At 67.7% G+C, this 20,661-nt stretch carries 16 protein-coding genes; 4 read left to right on the top strand and 12 right to left on the bottom strand.

What is annotated here, in order from left to right:
* Nucleotides 1-75: 75 nt before the first annotated feature.
* Nucleotides 76-1,119, bottom strand: a complete 1,044-nt coding sequence (locus ATO4_RS04460) for an aldo/keto reductase (RefSeq protein ID WP_083590223.1) — start codon at nt 1,117-1,119, stop codon at nt 76-78.
* 199 nt (nt 1,120-1,318) lie between these two features.
* Between ATO4_RS04460 and ATO4_RS04455 the strand changes: the two genes are divergently transcribed.
* Nucleotides 1,319-2,722, top strand: coding sequence for a M20/M25/M40 family metallo-hydrolase (locus tag ATO4_RS04455; protein ID WP_083590222.1), 1,404 nt, complete (start codon nt 1,319-1,321; stop codon nt 2,720-2,722).
* Nucleotides 2,723-3,205: 483 nt separating this feature from the next.
* Nucleotides 3,206-4,036: a MipA/OmpV family protein gene (locus ATO4_RS04450; RefSeq protein ID WP_083590221.1), complete on the top strand. Its 831-nt coding sequence runs from the start codon at nt 3,206-3,208 to the stop codon at nt 4,034-4,036.
* A gap of 374 nt (nt 4,037-4,410) precedes the next feature.
* Here ATO4_RS04450 and ATO4_RS04445 read toward each other — a convergent pair whose 3' ends face one another.
* Nucleotides 4,411-5,208 (bottom strand): SDR family oxidoreductase, encoded by a 798-nt coding sequence (locus ATO4_RS04445; protein ID WP_083590364.1) that lies wholly within the window; start codon nt 5,206-5,208, stop codon nt 4,411-4,413.
* A 368-nt stretch (nt 5,209-5,576) separates the two neighbouring features.
* On the opposite strand from ATO4_RS04445, the gene ATO4_RS04440 reads away from it, so the two are divergent.
* Together ATO4_RS04440 and dnaK are read left to right on the top strand one after the other, a co-directional pair.
* On the top strand, nt 5,577-7,841 hold the full coding sequence (locus tag ATO4_RS04440; RefSeq protein WP_083590220.1) for a penicillin-binding protein 1A: 2,265 nt from the start codon (nt 5,577-5,579) through the stop codon (nt 7,839-7,841).
* Between the two features lie 630 nt (nt 7,842-8,471).
* Complete coding sequence (dnaK, locus tag ATO4_RS04435) at nt 8,472-10,403, top strand: molecular chaperone DnaK (RefSeq protein WP_083590219.1); 1,932 nt, start codon at nt 8,472-8,474, stop codon at nt 10,401-10,403.
* 151 nt (nt 10,404-10,554) lie between these two features.
* Here the strand turns inward: dnaK and ATO4_RS04430 are convergent, their stop codons facing one another.
* The 10 genes from ATO4_RS04430 to ATO4_RS04385 form a co-directional block, all read right to left on the bottom strand.
* On the bottom strand, nt 10,555-10,749 hold the full coding sequence (locus ATO4_RS04430; protein WP_083590218.1) for a hypothetical protein: 195 nt from the start codon (nt 10,747-10,749) through the stop codon (nt 10,555-10,557).
* 214 nt (nt 10,750-10,963) lie between these two features.
* The gene (purB, locus tag ATO4_RS04425) at nt 10,964-12,295 is read right to left on the bottom strand and encodes an adenylosuccinate lyase (RefSeq protein WP_083590217.1); all 1,332 of its coding nucleotides are present in this window, start codon (nt 12,293-12,295) and stop codon (nt 10,964-10,966) included.
* Nucleotides 12,296-12,356: 61 nt separating this feature from the next.
* On the bottom strand, nt 12,357-13,613 hold the full coding sequence (locus ATO4_RS04420; protein WP_083590363.1) for an amidohydrolase family protein: 1,257 nt from the start codon (nt 13,611-13,613) through the stop codon (nt 12,357-12,359).
* A 125-nt stretch (nt 13,614-13,738) separates the two neighbouring features.
* The gene (locus tag ATO4_RS04415; protein ID WP_210191020.1) at nt 13,739-14,626 is read right to left on the bottom strand and encodes a GNAT family N-acetyltransferase; all 888 of its coding nucleotides are present in this window, start codon (nt 14,624-14,626) and stop codon (nt 13,739-13,741) included.
* Nucleotides 14,623-15,393 carry an aspartate/glutamate racemase family protein gene (locus tag ATO4_RS04410; RefSeq protein ID WP_083590216.1) on the bottom strand — a complete coding sequence of 257 codons (771 nt, stop codon included), beginning with the start codon at nt 15,391-15,393 and terminating at the stop codon, nt 14,623-14,625. The genes ATO4_RS04415 and ATO4_RS04410 overlap by 4 nt, the downstream gene beginning before the upstream one ends.
* A gap of 195 nt (nt 15,394-15,588) precedes the next feature.
* Nucleotides 15,589-16,488, bottom strand: a complete 900-nt coding sequence (locus ATO4_RS04405) for an ABC transporter permease (protein WP_083590215.1) — start codon at nt 16,486-16,488, stop codon at nt 15,589-15,591.
* A 3-nt stretch (nt 16,489-16,491) separates the two neighbouring features.
* Nucleotides 16,492-17,454: an ABC transporter permease gene (locus ATO4_RS04400; RefSeq protein WP_176222867.1), complete on the bottom strand. Its 963-nt coding sequence runs from the start codon at nt 17,452-17,454 to the stop codon at nt 16,492-16,494.
* A gap of 4 nt (nt 17,455-17,458) precedes the next feature.
* Nucleotides 17,459-18,742: an extracellular solute-binding protein gene (locus ATO4_RS04395; RefSeq protein ID WP_083590214.1), complete on the bottom strand. Its 1,284-nt coding sequence runs from the start codon at nt 18,740-18,742 to the stop codon at nt 17,459-17,461.
* A 51-nt stretch (nt 18,743-18,793) separates the two neighbouring features.
* Complete coding sequence (locus tag ATO4_RS04390; RefSeq protein ID WP_245308569.1) at nt 18,794-19,780, bottom strand: ABC transporter ATP-binding protein; 987 nt, start codon at nt 19,778-19,780, stop codon at nt 18,794-18,796.
* Nucleotides 19,781-19,981: 201 nt separating this feature from the next.
* The gene (locus tag ATO4_RS04385; RefSeq protein ID WP_083590212.1) at nt 19,982-20,641 is read right to left on the bottom strand and encodes a LysE family translocator; all 660 of its coding nucleotides are present in this window, start codon (nt 20,639-20,641) and stop codon (nt 19,982-19,984) included.
* Nucleotides 20,642-20,661: the final 20 nt, after the last annotated feature.

Here is a 20,661-nt window from a genome sequence, read left to right as displayed (position 1 = left end):
GCGTCGTATGTCCCGGCGGGAGGGCGCCGTCGTCCGCCGGACCGAATCGGTCCGGCGGGCAGTCGAGCGTCGCCCTTACAATGGAAGCGGGTGGCGGCGATAGACGGCGGCGATGTCGGCCATCACCGCGTCGGACAGATCGATCTCGGCCGCGCCGATATTGGTCTTCAGCTGGTCGAGGTCGGTGGCGCCGATGATCACCGCCGTCATGAACGGCCGGGTCAGGCCGAAGGCGATGGCAATGGCGGCCGGATCGAGCCCATGCTTGCGCGCCACTTCGCAATATTCGTCGGCCACGGAGACCGCATATTCGGTGTGACGGCCGCCGAGACCCTTGTTGATCGCGCCGCGCGAGCCGGGCGGAATGGCGCCGGCGGTGTATTTGCCGGTGAGGAGACCGGCCGCCAGCGGCGAATAGGCGAGGAGGCCGACCTGTTCGTTGATTGCGGTTTCGGCAAGGTCGAGATCGAAGATCCGGTGCATCAGCGAATATTCGTTCTGGATCGAGGCGACGCGCGGCGTGCCGTCCCGCTCGGCGATCGCCGCGAACTGCATGACGCCCCAGGCGGACTCGTTGGAGAGGCCTACATGGCGGATCTTGCCGGCCTTCACCTGCTCGCCGAGCTCGTGCAGCACCTCCGCGATGTTGGCCTTGACCGCGTCGGGCTTCTGGCCGCTCGGATCATAGGTCCAGTTCTGGCGGAAATGGTAGGAGCCGCGGTTTGGCCAGTGCAGCTGGTAGAGGTCGATATGGTCGGTCTTCAGCCGCTTCAGGCTGGCGTCCAGGGCGCGGCGCACCGAATCGGCGGTGATCGGCTCGCCGCCGCGGACCTTGTCGTTGCCGGCGCCGGTGATCTTGGAAGCGAGCACCACGTCGTCGCGCCGTCCATTGGCGGCGAACCAGGAGCCTATGATCTCCTCGGTGCGACCGACGGTCTCGGCGGCGAGCGGCGTCGTCGGATACATTTCGGCGGCGTCGAAGAAGTTCACCCCCAGCTCGGTGGCGAGGTCCATCTGAGCATGGCCCTCGGCTTCGCTGTTCTGCGAACCCCAGGTCATGGTGCCGAGGCAGATTTCGCTGACGGACAGGCCGGTGCGGCCGAGCGGGCGATATTTCATGAAGACGATCCCGAATGCGGAATGGAGAGGGCGGGCCCGACGCGGTGCCACGGGGCCCCTGCCGCGCGAACATAGCCGCATCGCAGCATCGTGCAATGGCCGGTGCAAAACGCCTTCCGAAAGCGCCCCCGCCTTGCCGAAGCGGCCGGCGAACCGATACTTCGTCCCCGAAACCGCAATTTCAGCAAAGGATCACGCCATGGCCGGTCTCGACAGCGTGCTCGCCTGCCTCGACCTCAATCTCGATCGCGCCGTCGGGCGCCTGTCCGACCTCCTGCGCATTCCCTCGATCTCCACCGATCCGGCCTATGCCGTGGACTGCCGGCGCGCCGCCGAATATCTCGCCGGTGACCTGGCGGCGATCGGCTTCGACGCCGCGGTGCGCGATACGCCCGGCCATCCGATGGTCGTCGCCCATCACGAGGGACCGGCCCCGAGTGATGGCGTGAAGGCGCCGCACGTCCTGTTCTACGGGCATTACGACGTCCAGCCGGTGGACCCGGTCTCCGAGTGGCGCACCGGCCCGTTCGAGCCGGTTGTGCAGGAGATGCCGGACGGCACAAGGCGGATCGTCGCCCGCGGCTCGGCTGACGACAAGGGCCAGCTGATGACCTTCATCGAGGCCTGCCGGGCCTTCAAGGCGGAGACCGGCGGCCTGCCCTGCCGGGTGACGATCTTCCTCGAGGGCGAGGAGGAGTCCGGCTCGCCGTCGCTGAACCCCTTCCTTGACGCCAACCGGGAGGAGTTGTCCGCCGATGTCGCGCTGGTCTGCGACACCAACATGTGGAACCGCGAAACCCCGGCGATCTCGACCGGCCTGCGCGGCATGGTGGGCGAGGAGGTGGTGGTGCGGGCGGCGAGCCGGGACCTCCATTCCGGCTATTACGGCGGCGCGGCGCAGAACCCCATTCACGTGCTCGCGAAGATCCTCGCCGAGATGCACGACGCCGACGGCCGGGTCACCATTCCCGGCTTCTACGACGGCGTCGAGGAACTGCCGGAGGCCGTCCGGCAGAGCTGGGAGAGGCTCGACTTCTCCGAAGCGGACTTCCTCGGCGAGGTGGGCCTCAGCGTGCCGTCGGGCGAGAAGGGCCGCTCGGTGCTCGAGCAGACCTGGTCGCGGCCGACCGCCGAGGTCAACGGCATTGCCGGCGGCTACAACGGCAAGGGCTTCAAGACCGTGATCGCGGCCGAGGCCTCGGCCAAGGTGTCGTTCCGGCTGGTGTTTTCCCAGGATCCGGACAAGATCCGCGCGGCGTTCCGCGCCTTCGTCGAGGCGCGGCTGCCGGCCGACTGCACCGCCGAGTTCCACGCCCATGGCGGCTCGCCGGCGATCCAGCTGCCCTTCGATTCGCCGCTCCTCGCAAAGGCGCGGGGGGCGCTGTCCGACGAATGGCCGAAGCCGGCGGTGATGATCGGCATGGGCGGCTCGATCCCGGTGGTCGGCGAGTTCAAGTCGCGGCTCGGCATGGAGTCGCTGCTGATCGGATTCGGCCTCGGCGACGACGCCATCCACTCGCCCAACGAGAAGTACGAGATGACCTCGTTCCACAAGGGCCAGCGCTCCTGGGCCCGCGTCCTGGCGGCGCTGGGCGAGGGCTGAGCGCTAGCCCGGCGCAAGCTCGCTCGTCCATTAACATCTCCTTAAGAGATCGCCGCTAATTTGATCTGCATAGGGGACACCGAAAAAGGCACGACTTCGCGACCAGTGATCGATTTTTGGTCACGATCATGCGATAGGCCGATTTGCGGTGTGGGGATGACCGTGCCTCGAAAGAGGATGCGGGGGACAGCTGGAAGGGTGTGGTGATCGGGGGATCGCCGCACCCTTCTTCGTTCGGGCCGCGGGCGGGCCGCGGGAGCGCAATGCCTCTACGGCAGATCCGCTCCGCCCGCACTCGCTGTCACCCTCCTGCAACGCCTTGATTCGAAACAACCGACCGACACCGGTTTTCGAAGCTGTGGGAATTGCGCCTCGCCGAGAGGCGGGGCATGTATCGTCCCACAGCATGCCCGACGCGGCGCCAGTCGATGGTGCCCTGATTGAGTCAGAACGAGGCATGCGACAAGGCTGGAGTATCAGTACATGGCCATGCGCTTCGCCTCGGCGGTTTTCCTGACGCTGATGGGCTCGACCGTCCTGGCGAGCGCGGCCGATGTCACCGGGCCCTACGACCCCGCGCCCGCCGCGCCGCAGCCGGCGGCGATCGATTATGGCGGGGCCGACTTCGTCTTCGAGCTCGGCATCGAGGGTATCGTCGATCCAGAGTATCTCGGCTCCGACGACTATCGCGTCCTTCCGGGCGTGATCTTCTCGGTCGAGTATCTGAGCCTGCCGGGTCTCGGCTCCTTCGGCGGGCCGGACGGCCTCGGCTTCTCGATCGGCCCGTCCTTCAACATCGTCGGCGACCGGAATGTCGACGACCATCCCGATCTGACCGGGCTCGACGACGTCGACACCACCTACGAAGTCGGCCTCAAGGCATCCTACGAATGGGAACATGCCGAGATCTACGGCGCGGCGCGTTATGCCTTCGGCGGCGCCGACGGCTTCGTCGGCGATGCAGGCGCGAACCTGATCGCGCGGCCGACCGACGAACTCATTCTCAAGCTCGGCCCGACGGTGAGCTTTGCCTCCGCGGACTACATGGAGACCTATTTCTCCGTGAGCCCCGGCGAGGCTTTGGCGAGCGGCGGCCGGTTCTCGTCCTATGACGCCGGCGGCGGCTTCAAGAGCGTCGGCGTCGCGGCGTCGGCGAGATACGAATTCACGCCGGACTGGTTCCTCAACGCCGATGCGTCCTGGGACAAGCTGGTCGGCGACGCCAAGGATTCGCCGATCGTCGAGACTGGCGACGACGACCAGTACTCCTTCACCCTCGGCATCTCCAAGCGCTTCTCGCTCGACCTGTTCTGATCCCTGGCGTCTCGCGGGGGTCGGCATCACTTTCGAACGGATCGACAGGCGCGACAGCGACGAGCGTCGTCGCGCATGCGAGCACCAGAGCCGATGCCGGCCGAAAGGCCGGTGCGTGTTCTCCTCGGCTGTCCGATCCGCAGCGCTGATGCCCTGATGCGAGAGTCTGCAAGGAGGGGCCGGGCCGTCAATGCTGGCGGTGGCCATTTCCCGCAGTGGGCGCTTTCGAGCGGGATGCGATCAGCTTCGATCGCGATCCCGCTCTATCCTCTTCTTGCCGCATGATCCCGAAAACCGGTTCCCATTTTTCGGGATCACGCTCGGTTCGATCAACTCCGGCATCCGGTCGGTCTCATCGTCATGTCAGGCGGGCCTCACGGCACGATCGAATCGACCACCCCGCCGTCGACGCGCAGCGCCCCGCCGCTGGTCGCCGAGGCTTCCTTCGAGCAGGCATAGACGATCATGTTGGCGACCTCCTCGACGCTCGCCAGCCGGCCGAGCAGGGAGCTCGGGCGCTCGGACTTCACGAACATCTCCCCCGCCTCCTCGATGGAGACGCCCTTCGCCTCGGCCATCTCCTTCAGCATCTCCTTGACGCCCTCGGACATGGTCGGGCCGGGCAGCACCGAATTGACCGTGACGCCGGTGCCCGAGGCGAGCTTGGCGAGGCCGCGCGACAGCGACAGCATCGCGGTCTTGGTGAAGCCGTAATGGATCATGTCGGCGGGAATGTTCAGTCCCGATTCCGAGGAGATGAAGACGACGCGGCCCCAGCCCCGCTCCATCATCTTCGGCAGATAGGCCCGCGACAGGCGCACGCCCGACATGACGTTCAGCTGGAAGAACCGTTCCCAGGTCCCGTCGTCGATCTCGAAGAAGGGCTTCGGGCCGAAGATGCCGACATTGTTGACGAGGATGTCCGCTTCCGGCACCGCCGCGACGAGGCTGTCGCAGCCCTCCGCCGCGCCGAGGTCGGCGGCGACGCCGGAGACGTCGGAGCGCGGCACGGCGTCCAGCACGGCGCGGATCGCCGCCTCCACCCGGTCGCTGTCGCGGCCGTTGACGACGACCTGGGCGCCCGCCCGGGCGAGGCCCTTGGCCGCCGCGAGCCCGATGCCGCCGGTCGAGCCGGTGACGATGGCGGTCTTGTCGGAAAGATCGATTTGCATGGCGCGCATCTCCTTGGTCGCTGCCTGACGTCGAGCGTAACAACTAGCCTCGCCGCGCCGACCGACAGGGGGCGGGCCTTGCGACAGTGCGTCCGGGATGCTTTTCGCGGGCCTGCCGCCATTCCTTAAAGCCCCGTTAAATCGCCGCAATTACCATCGAGAAGCGACTTGCCGATTCCGGCGCGGCCGAACCGTTCGCGCCCGCTGTCGGACCTGTGGGGACAGGTTCGGCGAGACGTCGACCGACAGCAGCACCGCCGGATTCGAGCGGGTTCGCGATGGGTCGCGGTACATGGGGAAAATGAGGGGGATCTGGAGCGCCGACACGGCCGTTCCGCTTCGCCCGTCATCAGGATGAGAGGCTGGGCATGGCGGCACGGCGCGAGCGGATCGAACCGAGCTTCGATCATCAGGAGCGGGTCAGCGAGGACGAGCTGTCGATCAGCCCGGAAGACCGGGCCGTTCCGTCGGCGGCCAACGACCGCAAGCGCAAGGCCGCAGCACGGCTCAGCAAGGGAACCGCCAAGGGCAAGCCGGCCGCCGCGCGTGCTGCGTCAGGCCGCGGCAGCGGTGGCGGCGGCTCGCGGCGCGGTGGTTCGGGCGAGGGCGGTGGTGGCGGCCGGCGCCGGCGGCGCAGCTTTTTCGGTCATGTGGTCCGGCTCGGCCTTGCCGGCGCCCTCTGGGGCACGCTCGCGGTCGCCGCGGTGGTCGGCTACTTCGCCGTCAAGCTGCCGCAGGAGGCCTGGGAGATCCCGGCGCGCCCGCCCAACGTCAAGATCGTCTCGGTCGAGGGCACGCTGCTCGCCAATCGCGGCCTGACCGGCGGCAAGGAAGTCTCGCTCGACGAGATCAGCCCCTATGTTCCCGAGGCGGTGGTGGCGATCGAGGACCGGCGGTTCTACGACCACTGGGGCGTCGACCCGATCGGCATCGTGCGGGCCTTCGTCAACAACTGGCAGGCCGGCGGCACGGTCCAGGGCGGCTCGACGCTGACCCAGCAGCTCGCCAAGAACATCTTCCTCAACCCCGAGCAGACCATCCAGCGCAAGATCCAGGAAGCGATCCTGGCGATCTGGCTGGAGCACAAGTTCACCAAGGACCAGATCCTCGACATGTATCTGAACCGGGTCTATTTCGGTTCGGGCGCGACGGGGGTCGAGGCCGCGGCGCGGCGCTACTTCAACAAGTCGGCCAAGGACGTGACGCTGTCCGAGGCGGCGCTCCTGGCAGGCCTGCTCAAGGCGCCGTCGCGGCTTTCGCCGGCGCGCGATCCGGAGGCCGCCAAGGCCCGCGCCGAGGTGGTGCTCTCGGCGATGCGCGAGGAAGGCAAGATCTCCCAGGAGGAATTCGCCGACGCCGCCGCCCAGAAGCCGACCAAGGCGAAGAGCTACTGGGACGGCGCCCAGCAATATGCCGCCGATCTGGTGATGCGCGACATCCGGGACCTGATCGGCGAGGTCCAGCAGGACGTCGTGGTCGAGACGACGATCGAGATGTCGCTGGAGAAGCTGGCGGAACAGACGCTCCGCAAGACCATCGACGGCTCCAAGCAGAATGTCAGCCAGGGGGCCATCGTGGCCATGGACGGCACCGGGGCGATCCGGGCGCTGGTCGGCGGGCGCGACTATGCCGAAAGCCAGTTCAACCGCGCCGTCGACGCCAAGCGTCAGCCGGGCTCTACCTTCAAGCCATTCGTCTATCTGGCGGCCATCGAGAATGGCTGGCGGCCGGAGAGCATCATCGTCGACGGTCCGGTCCAGATCGGCAAGTGGAAGCCCTCGAACTACGAGAACACCTATCGCGGCCCGGTGATGGTCGCCGACGCGCTGCGCTTCTCGCTCAACACGGTGGCGGCCAAGCTCATCGACAGCGTCGGGACGCAGGCGGTGATCGACACCGCCCATCGCCTCGGCATCAAGTCCGACATCGTCGACAACCCGTCGATCGCGCTCGGAACCTCCGAGGTCTCGCTGCTGGAACTGACCAGCGCCTTCGCGCCCTTCGCCAATGGCGGCTATGAGGCGACGCCGCATCTCGTCAACAAGATCACCACCGAGGACGGCAAGGTGCTGTGGGAGCGGGGGGCGGAGGTTCCGCCGAAGGTCCTGTCCGAGGAGAGCCTCGGCATGATGAACGCCATGCTGAAGCGCGTGGTCTCCTCCGGAACCGGGCGCAAGGCGGAGCTCGCCGGCTTCGAGGCGGCCGGCAAGACCGGCACGACCCAGGACTTCAAGGACGCCTGGTTCATGGGCTACACCGCCGAACTCGTCACCGGCGTCTGGCTCGGCAACGACAACGGCGCCAAGATGAAGCGGGTGACCGGCGGCTCGCTGCCGGCGCAGACCTGGCACGACTTCATGCAGGCGGCCCTCGAGGGGACGCCGAATGTGCCGCTGCCGGGCAACTACATGCTCGGCGGCCCTGACGCGCCGCTGGTCGCAGACGGCAATGGCGGGGAATATTACGACAGCGAACTGCCGCGGGACGACGGCGTGCCCTATGACGGGTCCGATGGCGGTCAGGGCCGGGTGATCTACGACCGTGCGCCGCCGCCCGGCGTCGTCGTCGAGGAGCGGGTCTCGCCGCCCCGGGAGAACGATCGGAACCTGTTCAGGCGGATCTTCGGCGGCTGACCTCAGAGGATCCCGAGGGCGCGTCACCGATAACGATGAGGTCCGCTGCGCCAGTGTGGCGGCGCCCTGGCGCTCGTCCAAGGGATTGAACGGGCGGGGCAGTGGCATCAGAGAGCATGGTGTTCGGGTGGGGTGACGAATAGGCCTGTGTTCGTCGCCCCACCCGAACGTCGTTTGACGTGCCGCCGGGCGCAGTCGTCAGATGCTCACGACACCGAGCAGGGCAAGCACGACGACCACGACCACGACGAGGCCGACGATGTAGATGATGTTGTTCATGACTGCGCTCCGACAGAAACAAGGTCTTTGGTGGATGCGACGGATGGACCGTGCCGTGCGGTAGCGCGTCAGCGGGACGGTGGTTCCGCGAACGGAGGATTTTTTGATACGGCGTTCTCCCGGCCCTCGAGCCGCGAGGCGCCTGGAATTGGCTTCACGAAAGCGTCAGAACCTGCCTTGCACCGGTTTCCGGGCGTTCATATATAGCCGCCATCACCGATCGGCCGGACGGCGTCGCGCCAGACTCCAGACCGGCCTAACATGATTTCGCAGACGCCACGTGGGGGTTGCCCAGCGGGAACGCCTCGACGAGGGTCCCGGGCGGCTCGCTGTCAGAAGGAGAGTATGAATATGGCGAAGGTTATCGGTATCGACCTCGGCACGACCAATTCCTGCGTCGCTGTCATGGACGGCAAGACGTCGAAGGTCATCGAGAATGCGGAGGGTGCGCGCACGACGCCCTCGATGGTCGCCTTCACCGACGACGGCGAGCGCCTCGTCGGCCAGCCCGCCAAGCGCCAGGCCGTTACCAATCCCGAGGACACGCTGTTCGCCGTCAAGCGGCTGATCGGCCGTCGCTACGAGGATCCGACGGTCGCCAAGGACAAGGGCCTCGTGCCCTACAAGATCGTCCGCGCCGACAATGGCGACGCCTGGGTCGAGGCTTCGGGCGAGAAGTACTCCCCGTCGCAGATCTCGGCGATGATCCTTCAGAAGATGAAGGAGACGGCGGAATCCTATCTCGGCGAAAAGGTCGAGAAGGCGGTCATCACCGTCCCGGCCTACTTCAACGACGCCCAGCGCCAGGCGACCAAGGATGCCGGCAAGATCGCCGGTCTCGAGGTCCTGCGCATCATCAACGAGCCGACGGCGGCCGCGCTCGCCTACGGCCTCGACAAGAACGACGGCAAGACGATCGCGGTCTACGACCTCGGCGGCGGCACCTTCGACGTTTCGATCCTCGAGATCGGCGACGGCGTGTTCGAGGTGAAGTCGACCAACGGCGACACCTTCCTCGGCGGCGAGGACTTCGACATGCGCCTGGTCGACTACCTGGCGACGGAGTTCAAGAAGGATCAGGGCATCGACCTGAAGAACGACAAGCTCGCTCTCCAGCGCCTGAAGGAAGCGGCCGAGAAGGCCAAGATCGAGCTGTCGTCGGCTTCGCAGACCGAGATCAACCTGCCCTTCATCACGGCCGACCAGGCCGGCCCGAAGCACCTCAACATGAAGCTCACCCGCTCCAAGTTCGAGGCGCTGGTCGACGATTTTGTGCAGCGCACGGTCGGCCCGATGAAGGCAGCCCTCAAGGACGCCGGCCTGACCCAGTCGGACATCGACGAGGTCGTGCTCGTCGGCGGCATGACGCGCATGCCGAAGATCCAGGAGACGGTGAAGTCGTTCTTCGGCAAGGAGCCGCACAAGGGCGTCAACCCGGACGAGGTCGTCGCCATGGGCGCGGCGATCCAGGCCGGCGTGCTGCAGGGCGACGTCAAGGACGTGCTGCTGCTCGACGTGACCCCGCTGTCGCTCGGCATCGAGACGCTGGGCGGTGTCTTCACCCGGCTGATCGATCGCAACACCACGATCCCGACCAAGAAGTCGCAGACCTTCTCGACCGCCGAGGACAACCAGAACGCCGTCACCATCCAGGTCTTCCAGGGTGAGCGCGAGATGGCCCAGGACAACAAGATGCTCGGCCGGTTCAACCTCGAGGGCATTCCGCCGGCACCGCGCGGCGTCCCGCAGATCGAGGTGACCTTCGACATCGACGCCAACGGCATCGTCAACGTCTCGGCCAAGGACAAGGGCACCAACAAGGAGCAGCGGATCACCATCCAGGCTTCCGGTGGTCTGTCCGACGCCGACATCGAGCAGATGGTCAAGGACGCCGAGGCCAATGCCGACGCCGACAAGAAGCGTCGCGCCGCGGTCGAGGCGAAGAACCAGGCCGAAAGCCTCGTCCACTCGGCCGAGAAGTCGCTGGCCGACTATGGCGACAAGGTCTCCGAGGCCGACCGCGGCGCGATCCGCGCGGCGATCGACGACCTGAAGGCCGAGCTGGAGAAGCCGGAAGCCGACGCGGAGACCATCAAGGCCAAGAGCGACACGCTCGCCCAGGCCTCGATGAAGCTCGGCCAGGCGATGTACGAGGCGGCCCAGGCGAACGAGGGCGACGGCGGAGAGGGCGCTTCCGCGAGCGCTTCCGGCGAGCCCAAGGACGACGTCGTCGACGCCGACTACGAGGAAGTCGACGACGATCAGCAGAAGAAGTCGGCCTGATCCGGCTTCCTCACCGAGCCTCTGAATGAAAGAAGCCCCGGCGCGATGCGCCGGGGCTTTTTGCTGGTCACTCTTCCCGGGTCGCAGCCGTTGCCGCTCACCGCAACCACGGCGGGGCCCGGCGGCTCGAAGTGGCGATGCCCCCCGATCCCTATCCTTCCGGCGTCACCGCCGAACTGCCCGCGGCCGGAGCATCGAGCCGGGTTCCTTCCTCGGGCGTGCGGGTGAAGAGCGTGAAATAGGCGAGGAGAGCGATCGCGATGACGGCGAGCGTCAGCCACAGCGCGTTTCGCCCCCGGTTGCGGGACTTCGGGCCCCGCGCGGGCGGTCCGGAATGATGGGCCACTGGCTCCTCCACGGTTCGTGGGCGGCCGCGCCCTTTTGGCGCGGCGTCTGACGAGACGAACCGGGGAGATGGGGGGCGAGTTCCGCAATCGCCCTCGGCGCTTGAGGTGCCGACGGCTTTGCCCGTTGAGCGGGAACGCGGCTTTCGACGCCTGGCCGGAGGCCCGACGACCATCATGGCCGGGCGCCGGGAGGATTCTCGACACCTTCCGGTCTCAGGCTTCGCGGCCGAAGACCCGCCTGAAGATCGTGCCGACATGCTTGGTGTGGTAGCCGAGGTCGAAGCGCTTGCGGATCTCTTCCTCGGGCAGCGCCGCGCGGACCTCGTCGTCCTTCAGGAGCTCTTCCAGGAAGTCGACCGTCGCCGAGCCGGCGACATGGTAGCTCTCCCAGACCTTCATGGCGTTGCGCTGGACGAGGCGGTAGGCGTCCTCGCGGGAGACCCCGGCCTGGGTGAGGGCGAGGAGGATGCGCTGGGAATGCACGAGGCCGCCGAGGCGGTTCATGTTGTTGGCCATGCGCTCGGGATAGACGAGCAGCTTGTCGATGACACCGGTGAGACGCACCAGCGCGAAGTCCAGCGTGATCGTCGCGTCCGGGCCGATGTAGCGCTCGACGGAGGAATGCGAGATGTCGCGCTCGTGCCAGAGGGCGACGTTCTCCATCGCCGGCAGGGCGTAGCTGCGGACCATACGGGCCAGGCCGGTGAGGTTTTCCGTCAGCACCGGGTTGCGCTTGTGGGGCATCGCCGAGGAGCCCTTCTGGCCCGGCGAGAAATACTCCTCGGCCTCCAGCACCTCGGTGCGCTGCAGGTGGCGGATCTCGGTCGCCAGCCGCTCGACCGACGAGGCGACGACGCCAAGGACGGCGAAGAACATCGCGTGGCGGTCGCGCGGGATCACCTGCGTCGACACCGGCTCCGGCGCAAGGCCCATGGCCTTGGCGACATGCTCTTCGACGTAAGGATCGATGTTGGCGAAGGTGCCGACGGCGCCGGAGATGGCGCAGGTGGCGATCTCGGTGCGGGCGGCGACGAGGCGCTCGCGGCAGCGCTGGAACTCGGCATGGGCGAGCGCCAGCTTGACGCCGAAGGTCGTCGGCTCGGCATGGATGCCGTGGGATCGCCCGATGGTGATGGTGTCGCGGTGCTCGAAGGCGCGGCGTTCCAGCGCGGCGAGGAGGGCGTCGAGATCGGCGATCAGGAGGTCGGCCGCCCGCGTCAGCTGGACGCTGAGGCAGGTGTCGAGAACGTCGGACGAGGTCATGCCCTGGTGGACGAAGCGGGCATCGGGGCCGACGATCTCCGACAGATGCGTCAGGAAGGCGATGACGTCGTGCTTGGTCTCGCGCTCGATGGCGTCGATGCGGTCGATGTCGAAGGTGGCGGCGCCGCCCTTCTCCCAGATCGTCTTCGCGGCCTCCTTCGGGATGACGCCGAGTTCGGCCAGTGCGTCGCAGGCATGGGCCTCGATCTCGAACCAGATCCGGAACTTCTCCTCCGGCGACCAGATGGCGACCATGTCGGGGCGGGCGTAGCGGGGGATCATCGGGCGTCTTCCGGAGGTCGATTGCGGGAAGACCGCCGTCTAACAGAGCGGCGGCCAAGCCTCAATGTCGGGATCGGCGAGGCGCGACCGGGGCGGCACCGAATAGTCGCGGCAAGGGCCGCTCGAAGATCTGGCGCCCCGCCTTCCAGCCGGCGATCGGCGGGGCGATCCGGCGCACTGCGTCGATGCCGCTGGACGCATCGAGGATGACGAGGTCGGCGGGCTCGCCGACCGTCGGGGCGGCGGGCCGCGCGCGCCCGATGACCGAGGCGGCGCCCTCGCTCACCATGGCGAAGGCGGCGGCGACCTCCGCGTCGGTGCCGGTCTGGGCGACGTTGGCGAAGAGGTTCGCCATGCGGATCAGCGAGGCGTCGCCGAAGGGCGTGAAGGGGTTGAGGACGTTGTTGGTGGCGACCGCCGTCCGGACCCCGGCCCTGGCGAGGCGATCGGCCCGCGCCATGCCGCGCGGGGCGAGGCGGTCGGCGCTGCGGCCCATCAGATAGAGATCGGTCGCGGGGAGGACGACGACGCCGATGTCGGCCTCGGCGAGGTCGAGGGCGAGCCGGGTGAACGCCTCCGGGGCCATTGCCGACAGTTTGCTGGCATGGCCGACGGAAACGCGGCCCCGAAGCCCGCGCGCCTTCACCGCCGCGACCAGCGCCGGCAGGCACGAGTTCTCCGGATCGAGATCGAAGTCGATGTGGAAGTCCGCCGGCACGGCGAAGCGCTCGGCGAGATCGAGGACGAGGTCGATGTGGCGGACGGGGTCCGGGTCGGTGTAGGGGCAGCCACCGACGCTGGTCGCGCCGCCTGCAAGGGCGGCGATCAGGAGGTCACAGGTCGCCATCTCCTGGGTCAGGCCCTCCTGCGCGAAGGCGCAGAGGTCGAGATCGATCATCGGCGCGTAGTCGCGCTTCAGCTGGCTCAGCGCCTCGAAGGAGGCGAGGCCGACGCGCGGGTCCGTCTCGACGAAGCTGCGCATCGCCATGGTGCCGTGGGTGATCGCCTGCCGGAGCACCGTCTCGGCGCGCCGGTAGACGTCGTCCGGGGTGAAGGCGGCCTTGGCGGCTGCGGTCAGCGCGACCGCTTCCGCCAGCGTGCCCGCGCAGATGGCGCAGCGATCGAGGATGCCGGCCTTGTCGAGATGGATGTGGGCGTCGACGAAGCCGGTGCAGACGAAGCGGCCCTCGGCGGAGCGCTCCGGCGCGCCCTCCGGCAGCTGCGGCGCGATGGCGGCAACGCGGCCGCCCGCAACGCCGATGTCGTGGGGCCCGTCCCGGCCATCCATCCGGGCGCCGCGCAGGACGAAGTCGAACATCGCGCTTCTCTCCGGCCGTCTCATAGGGTGGGTCCGGTCTTCGACCGGCGCCAGGTGTTTCATGCTCGAGCGCCGCGCCGGCTTCATACCGGCGGCTGAGGAGACGACCTTTCGGGCCGCGGGGCTCAGCCGAGTTCGAAGCTGGTGACGCCGAAGATCTCGGCGAGCGGCAGCGACGGTGCCTCGCCCTTCACCATGCGGGCGGTCTCGAAGACGGGCTTCAGGCCATGTCGTTCGGCCAGCGCGATGGCGGCGCCGTTCGGCTCGGGAACGTCGAGGATGATGCTCTCGCCGGGCGGGACGGTGCGCACCAGCGCGTCGAAGAGGTCGGAGGCGACTTCTGGCGAGCGGGCGAACAGCGGGCCGATCTTGAAGCCGGTCCGCGCCGGGCGCACGACGCCGTAGCCGCGAATGCCACCGCCTTCGCCGTCATCATCGCTGCCATCCGCGATCCGCGCGACATGGCCGGGCGTCGAGAGCCATGCCTCAAGGAAGGCCGTGCGCTCGGAGCCGAAATGCGCCGCGTCGAAGACGGCGAGGGCGGGCAGATCCTCAGCGCTGACGGCCCGCACGGTCTCCGGTGCGGCGGTCGGCTCGGGGACGGGGCCCATGTAGCGGATGTTGCGATGCTTCAGGACGAAGCCCGACTTGGCGTAGTTCGCCTGCTGGTCGACGACGCCGTCGAGGCCGATCGAGCGGCTGCCGAGCCGGGCGATGCCGGCCTGCCAGAGCGCCCAGCCGATGCCGCGGCCCCGCAGCTGCGGCCGGACGATGTAGAAGCCGAGAAAGCCGTGGCGCTCGCCGGAGGCGACGACGGAGATCGAGGCGGCGGGCTCGCCGTCGAGGAAGGCCATGAGGAAGCCGCCCGGATCGGCGACGCGGAACGGGACCGCGTCGGCAAGGCCGGGATTCCAGCCTTCGAGGGTGGCCCATTCGATCGCCAGCTCGACTTCCGCCGGCGTCATCGGGCGGATCTCGATCGTGCCGGAACGCCCGCTCGCGGCGGCGGTCATTCCGCCGGCTCCGCGTCGGGCAGACGCTCCGGATGGACGATCATGCCCTCCGGATAGACGAAGCCCTGGTGCTTCGGCCCGGGCAGGGCATAGCCGCCCCGCTTGGCGGTCTTCAGTCCCAGCGTGACTGCGGCCTCCATCAGCTTGACCGCCGATGAGACGCCCTCGATCACCGGCACGCCGTGGCGGGCCGAGAGGCTGGCGGCGAAATCCGCCATGCCGGCGCAGCCGAGCACGACCGCCTCGGCGCCGTCCTCGTTGATCGCCCGGGCGATCTCCTCGGAAATCCTGACATTGGCCGCCTCCGGGTCGGCCTCGAGCGCCAGCACCGGCAACTCGCTCGCCCTGACGCTGGCGCAGAGCGGCGCCAGCCCGGCGCGCTCGATGTTGTCCTCGAGGATCGGGACCGAGACGGAGAGGGTGGTGACGACGGAGAACCGCCGCGCGACGAGGGTCGCCATGCGGGCGCCCGCCTCGCCGATGCCGATCACCGGACCCTGCAGCACCGAGCGGGCGGCCTCGAGGCCGGTGTCGTCGAAACAGGCGATGATGTGGGCCTCGGCGCCATCGCGTTCGGCGATGGCGAGGGCATGGAGCAGGCCGGGCACGGCGAGCGCGCCGTCGACATGTCCCTCGATCGAGGCCGGGCCGGCGTCATTCTGGTAGGCGAGGATTTCGGTGCCCCGCGCCGCGGCCTGGCGCGCCGCAAGGGCGATGGTCTCGGTCATCGACCGGGTGGAATTGGGATTGACGATCGAGATCCGCAATTTGCCCCTCAGTCTGATCGTGGCCCGTCTCGAAACCCAGACGTTCGCTGCCGGAGTGTCCGGGCCGATGGCACGGTTGCTGAACTTTCTACGTCATCGTCGCCGAAAGGGGGCGGCGAATATGTCACGGGTCTCTGCCGATTTCGCAGGCCGATTTCGCGGGTGCATTTCGTGTGCCGGTGCCGCCCTGCGCGTTCAATCCGCCAAAGCGCGTCGCTGCCGCCGCCTCTGCAGCAGGACGAAGGCGGCGAGCGTCCCGAAGATGACGGTGAAGGACACCGCCGTCACCGAGGTGCCGAGGGCGTAGATCTCCGGCGTCGTCACCGTCGTCGTCAGGGCCGCGAGTTCCAGCGGCAGCGTGTTGGTCGAGCCCATGGTCTGGCTGGAACGGGCGATCTCGTCCCAGGAGAGGGTGAAGCCGAACAGCGCGATGCCGATCAGGAATGGTGCGATCATCGGCAGGATGACATATCGAAAGCTCTGCCAGTTGGAGGCGCCGAGATCGCGGGCGGCTTCCTCGTAGCTCTTGTCGAGGCGGTTGAAGACCGCGAACATGATCAGCAGCCCGAAGGGCAGCGTCCAGGACAGATGCGCCCCGAGGCCGGAGGTGAACAGGCCGAGCGAATTGCCGCGCGGGGAGACGAGGCCGATCGAGGCGAGGACCGGCCGCAGGACGTCGTCGACGATGCGGAACTCCAGCGCGATGCCCAGCGAGACAACGATCGACGGCACGATCAGGCTGGCGATGGCGACGTAGAAGAGCGGCGTCGCGCCGGCGAACTTCTTGCGGAAGGCGAGCCCGGCCAGGACGGAGATAACGACGGTCAGCACCATCACCGTCAGGCCGAGCATCAGCGAACGCTGGAAGGCCGAGCCGATGTCGACGGTGCCGCGGCCGCTCCACAGCCGCTCGAACCAGTAGAGCGAGACGCCGTTCATCGGGAAGGTCAGGCCGCCATTCGGCCCCTGGAACGACAGGGTGAGGATCGTCACCACGGGACCGTAGAGAAACACGACGAACAGCGCGAAGAACAGCGCCAGCGCATAGAAGGAGCGCGGCCGTCTCTCCTCGCGGGTGGTGGATGGCTTGGCCATTCCTCAGAGCTCCTTGCGGATGTCGACGAGGCGCAGCATGCCCCAGATCGTCACCAGCACGACGGCGAGGAGCACGATGGCGTTGGCGGCGGCGATCGGGAACTGCAGGAAGTTGATCTGGGTCTGGATCACCTTGCCCACCGAGGCGATCTGCTGGCCGCCCATGATGCCGATGGTCAGATAGTCGCCGGTGACGATGGTGACGACGAAGATCGAGCCGATCAGGATGCCGGGCTTGACCAGCGGGATGATGACGTTGGTGAGCGTCTGCCAGCCCGAGGCGCCGGCGTCGTAGGCCGCCTCGATCAGTGCCCGGTCGATGCGCATCATCGAGTTGAAGATCGGCACCACCATGAACAGCGTGTAGAGGTGGACGAGGGCGAGGGCGACGGCGAAATCCGAATAGAGCAGCCATTCGATGGGCGCGTCGATCAGCCCGATGGAGGCAAGCGTCTCGTTGACGAGGCCGTTGCGACCGAGCAGCGGGATCCAGGAAATCATCCGGATGACGTTCGAGGTCCAGAACGGGATGGTGCAGACCATGAAGAGGGCGATCTGCATCGGCAGGGTGCGGATGTGGAAGGCGAGGAAATAGGCGACCGTGAAGCCGATGAGGAGCGTCGCCGCCCAGACGATGGCGACGAATTTCAGCGTCGACAGATAGGTCGCGAAGGTCGTGCAGAGGCCGGAAGATCCCGAGAAGCAGCCGTAGAAGACGTCCTGGTAGTTGGACAGGACGAAGGCCGGCTCGATGGAATATTCGGTGTAGTTCCAGAACGAGACGACGAAGGTGGCGAGCAGCGGCAGGATGAAGAACAACAGGAAGACCAGCGCCAGCGGCGCCGCCTGGAGATAGGCGACGTAGCGCGGCGTCCAGCTGGTGCGGCGCGCAGCTCCCGCGCGCGCCGGACCCGTTCGGGTGGTGGACGCCGCGGCCGTGGCCGGGGCGTCCATCGTGTCGGTCATGACCTCAGGCGGCAATGAACTCGTTCCATTTGCGGATCATGTAGATGTTCTCGTCCATGACGGCGTTCCAGCAGGCGACGGCGCCCATGCGCTCGTCGTAGGAGCCGCCGTCGCGGACGGCGCCGGCCTTCTCGAGCAGCTTGCCGTCCGGCGACATGATGTCCTTCTCGGCCGCCTTGCCCTCGAACCAGTAGGCCCATTCGTAGGGCTCCATGGCTTCCTTGGTCGTCTCGAGGACGGCGGTGTAGTAGCCCTGCTTGGCGAGATGGGCGCCGGCCCAGCCGGACAGGAACCAGTTGATGAACTCGTAGGCCGCGTCCTTCTCGCGCTCGCCGATCGCCACCGGCAGGCCGAAGCCCGAGGCCCAGGCGCGGTAGCCCTCCTTCAGCGGCTGGTACTTGCACTCGATGCCCTGGGTGCGCACGGCGGTGACCGCCGGCGACCACATCGACTGGATGACGACCTCGCCGGAGGCCATCAGGTTGACGCTCTCGTTGAAGTCCGTCCAGAAGGCGCGGAACTGGCCGTTGCGCTTGGCCTCGATCAACACCGCGATGGTCTTGTCGATCTCCTCGCGGGTCATGTTGCCCTTGTCGCCATAGGTCATGTCGCCCCTGGCCTCGATCGCCATCGCCGCATCCATGATGCCGATCGAGGGGATGTTGAGGGTGGCCGCCTTGCCCTTGAACTTCGGATCGAGCAGCGACGCCCAGCTCGACACCTCGCCGTCGATGAGGTCCGGCCGGATGCCCAGCGTGTCGGCGTTGTAGGTGGTCGGGATGAGGGTGAGGAAGCCGGTCTCCTCGCCGGCGAACTCGGTCGCCTGCTCGTCCGGCAGATAGAGCACTTCCGCCGGTGCTGTGCCGTCGAGGCCGACCTTCTTGCCGTTCACCGTGCCGTTGCGCAGCACCGAGGCGATCTTGTCCGACAGCGTGATCTTCGAGGCGTCGAGGCCCATGATGTTGCCGGAGGGCAGGAGCTTCGGCAGGGCGAAATACTCGGTGTCCACCAGGTCGAAGGAGTTCGGCTGGGTGATCACGCGCTTGGCGACGTCGTCCGTCGTCACGGCGATGTATTCGATGTTGATGCCGATGTCCTCGCCGGCCTTGGCGGCGATGGCGGGCGACTGGTTCACCGCCGTCGACAGATAGCGCAGCGTCACCTTCTCCTGGGCGATCGCCGGAAAGCCGGTGACCTTGGTGACGAGGGCGGCCCCGCCCAGCGCGGCCGAGGCTTTCAGGATCGACCGGCGGGTGATGCCGCCGCGGGTTTCCTTCAGGATCGTCATGGCAGTGCTTCCTCCATTGGCAGTTCAGGGGTGGGTGTCGGTTGGCGCGGCTCAGGCCGCGAGTTCGTGGCGGTCGGCCGGCTGCCAGGCGACCGCGACGGTATCGCCGACGGCGACCGGCGCGCGGTCGAAGTCGCTCTCGGCAAGGGTGGCGAGAAGGTCGGTGCCGTCCTCGCGCGTCATCGCCACATGGACGGTCATGCCCTGGTATTCGACGTCGGTGACCGTTGCGGCGGCGCCCGGCTCGCCGGCCCTCGCAAGGCGGATCCGGTCCGCCCGCACGGCATAGGACCTCCCGCCTTCGGGCACGACGTTGTGGCCGCCCATGAACTTGGCGACGAAGACCGTCTTCGGCGCGTTGAAGACCTCGCGTGGGCTACCGACCTGCTCGATCCGCCCGTCATTCATCACCACCACCATGTCGGCCAGCGCCATCGCCTCTTCCTGGCTGTGGGTGACGTGGACGAAGGAGATGCCGAAGTCGCGCTGGTAGCGCTTCAGTTCGGCGCGCATGCGGATGCGCAGGAACGGGTCGAGCGCCGAGAGGGGCTCGTCGAGGAGGAGAACGGTCGGGTTGGTGACGAGGGCCCGCGCCAGCGCCACGCGCTGCTGCTGACCGCCCGAGAGCTGGCTCGGCAGGCGGTCGCCGTATTTCGCCATGTCGACGAGATCGAGCAGTTCGTCGGCGCGCCGCAGCCGCTCGGCCTTGGCGATCCCGGCCATCTTCAGCGAGAAGGCGACGTTGTCGCGCACCGACAGATGCGGGAACAACGCGTAGTTCTGGAACATCATCGCCGTGCCGCGCCGCGCCGGCGGCAGGTCGTTGACGACGGTGTTGCCGATCATCACGTCGCCGTCGGAGATGAACTCGTGGCCGGCGATCATCCGCAGCGTCGACGATTTGCCGCAGCCGGACGGCCCGAGCAGGCAGCAATAGGTGCCGGCGGGGATCTTCAGCGAGACCTTGTCGACGGCGATCGTTTCTCCATAGGCCTTGGTGACGGCGGCAAGTTCGAGATCGGCGGCTTGGTTCGGCAAGGCGAGACCTTCTTGTCGGACGGGACTGTCGCATCCGAAGCAATGGCCATGCCAACCGCTCACGCGCCTGAAATCGTCGCATCCTCCCCGTCCGCCGATGGGGAGTCCCGGCGTCATGGCTCGGTTCTGACCAAATAGTACGCAGAATGCCTAACTTGGCGGCAGTTCTGCCCGGGTGTTGCTGCTCGCTCCGTAGGCGGGTCAGGCCGGGCGCCGCATCAGCGCCGAGGCGAGGCCGGCCCCGACGAGACAGGCACCGCCAAAGCGGCCGGCGGCCACGAGCGCGCGAGGCTTGCGCAGCAGCCCGCGGGCCGAGGAGGCGAGGCGCGCATAGAGGGCGGCGTTGACGAGGGCGAGGAGCACGAAGGTCAGGACGAAGAGCGCCGCCTGCGGCAGATAGGGACGGCCGGCATCGACGAACTGCGGCACGAAGGCGGCGAAGAACACCAGCCCCTTGGGATTGAAGACGGTGACCAGGAAGGCGTCGCGAAACACCCGGGCCGGCCGGCCTTGCGCCGGGGCCTGGGCGGCGGTGTCCGAAGCGGTCACGTCCGCCGCGTCGGCGGGCTGCGGCGGGTGGCGCCAGAGCTTCACGCCCATGAAGACCAGATAGGCCGCGCCCGCCCATTTCAGCACCATGAACCCCTCGGCCGAGGCCGCGAGCAGCGCGCCGACCCCGCCGATCGACGCGGTCGCGGCGACGAGATCGCCGAGGCCGACGCCGAGAACGCTGGCGAGCGCGACCGCCCGGCCATGGGCGAGCGCCTGGCCGACTACCATCACCACCGTCGGGCCGGGAATGGCAAGGAGGACGAGGGAGGCGAGGACGAAGGCGAGGAGGGTGGCGGGTTCGACGGGCATGGGCGGGTCACCGGCTGTTG

This window comes from Aurantimonas sp. 22II-16-19i, assembly GCF_002088275.1.
In the GTDB taxonomy this organism is placed as follows: domain Bacteria; phylum Pseudomonadota; class Alphaproteobacteria; order Rhizobiales; family Rhizobiaceae; genus Jiella.
This window is presented reverse-complemented; position numbering and strand designations above follow the sequence as displayed.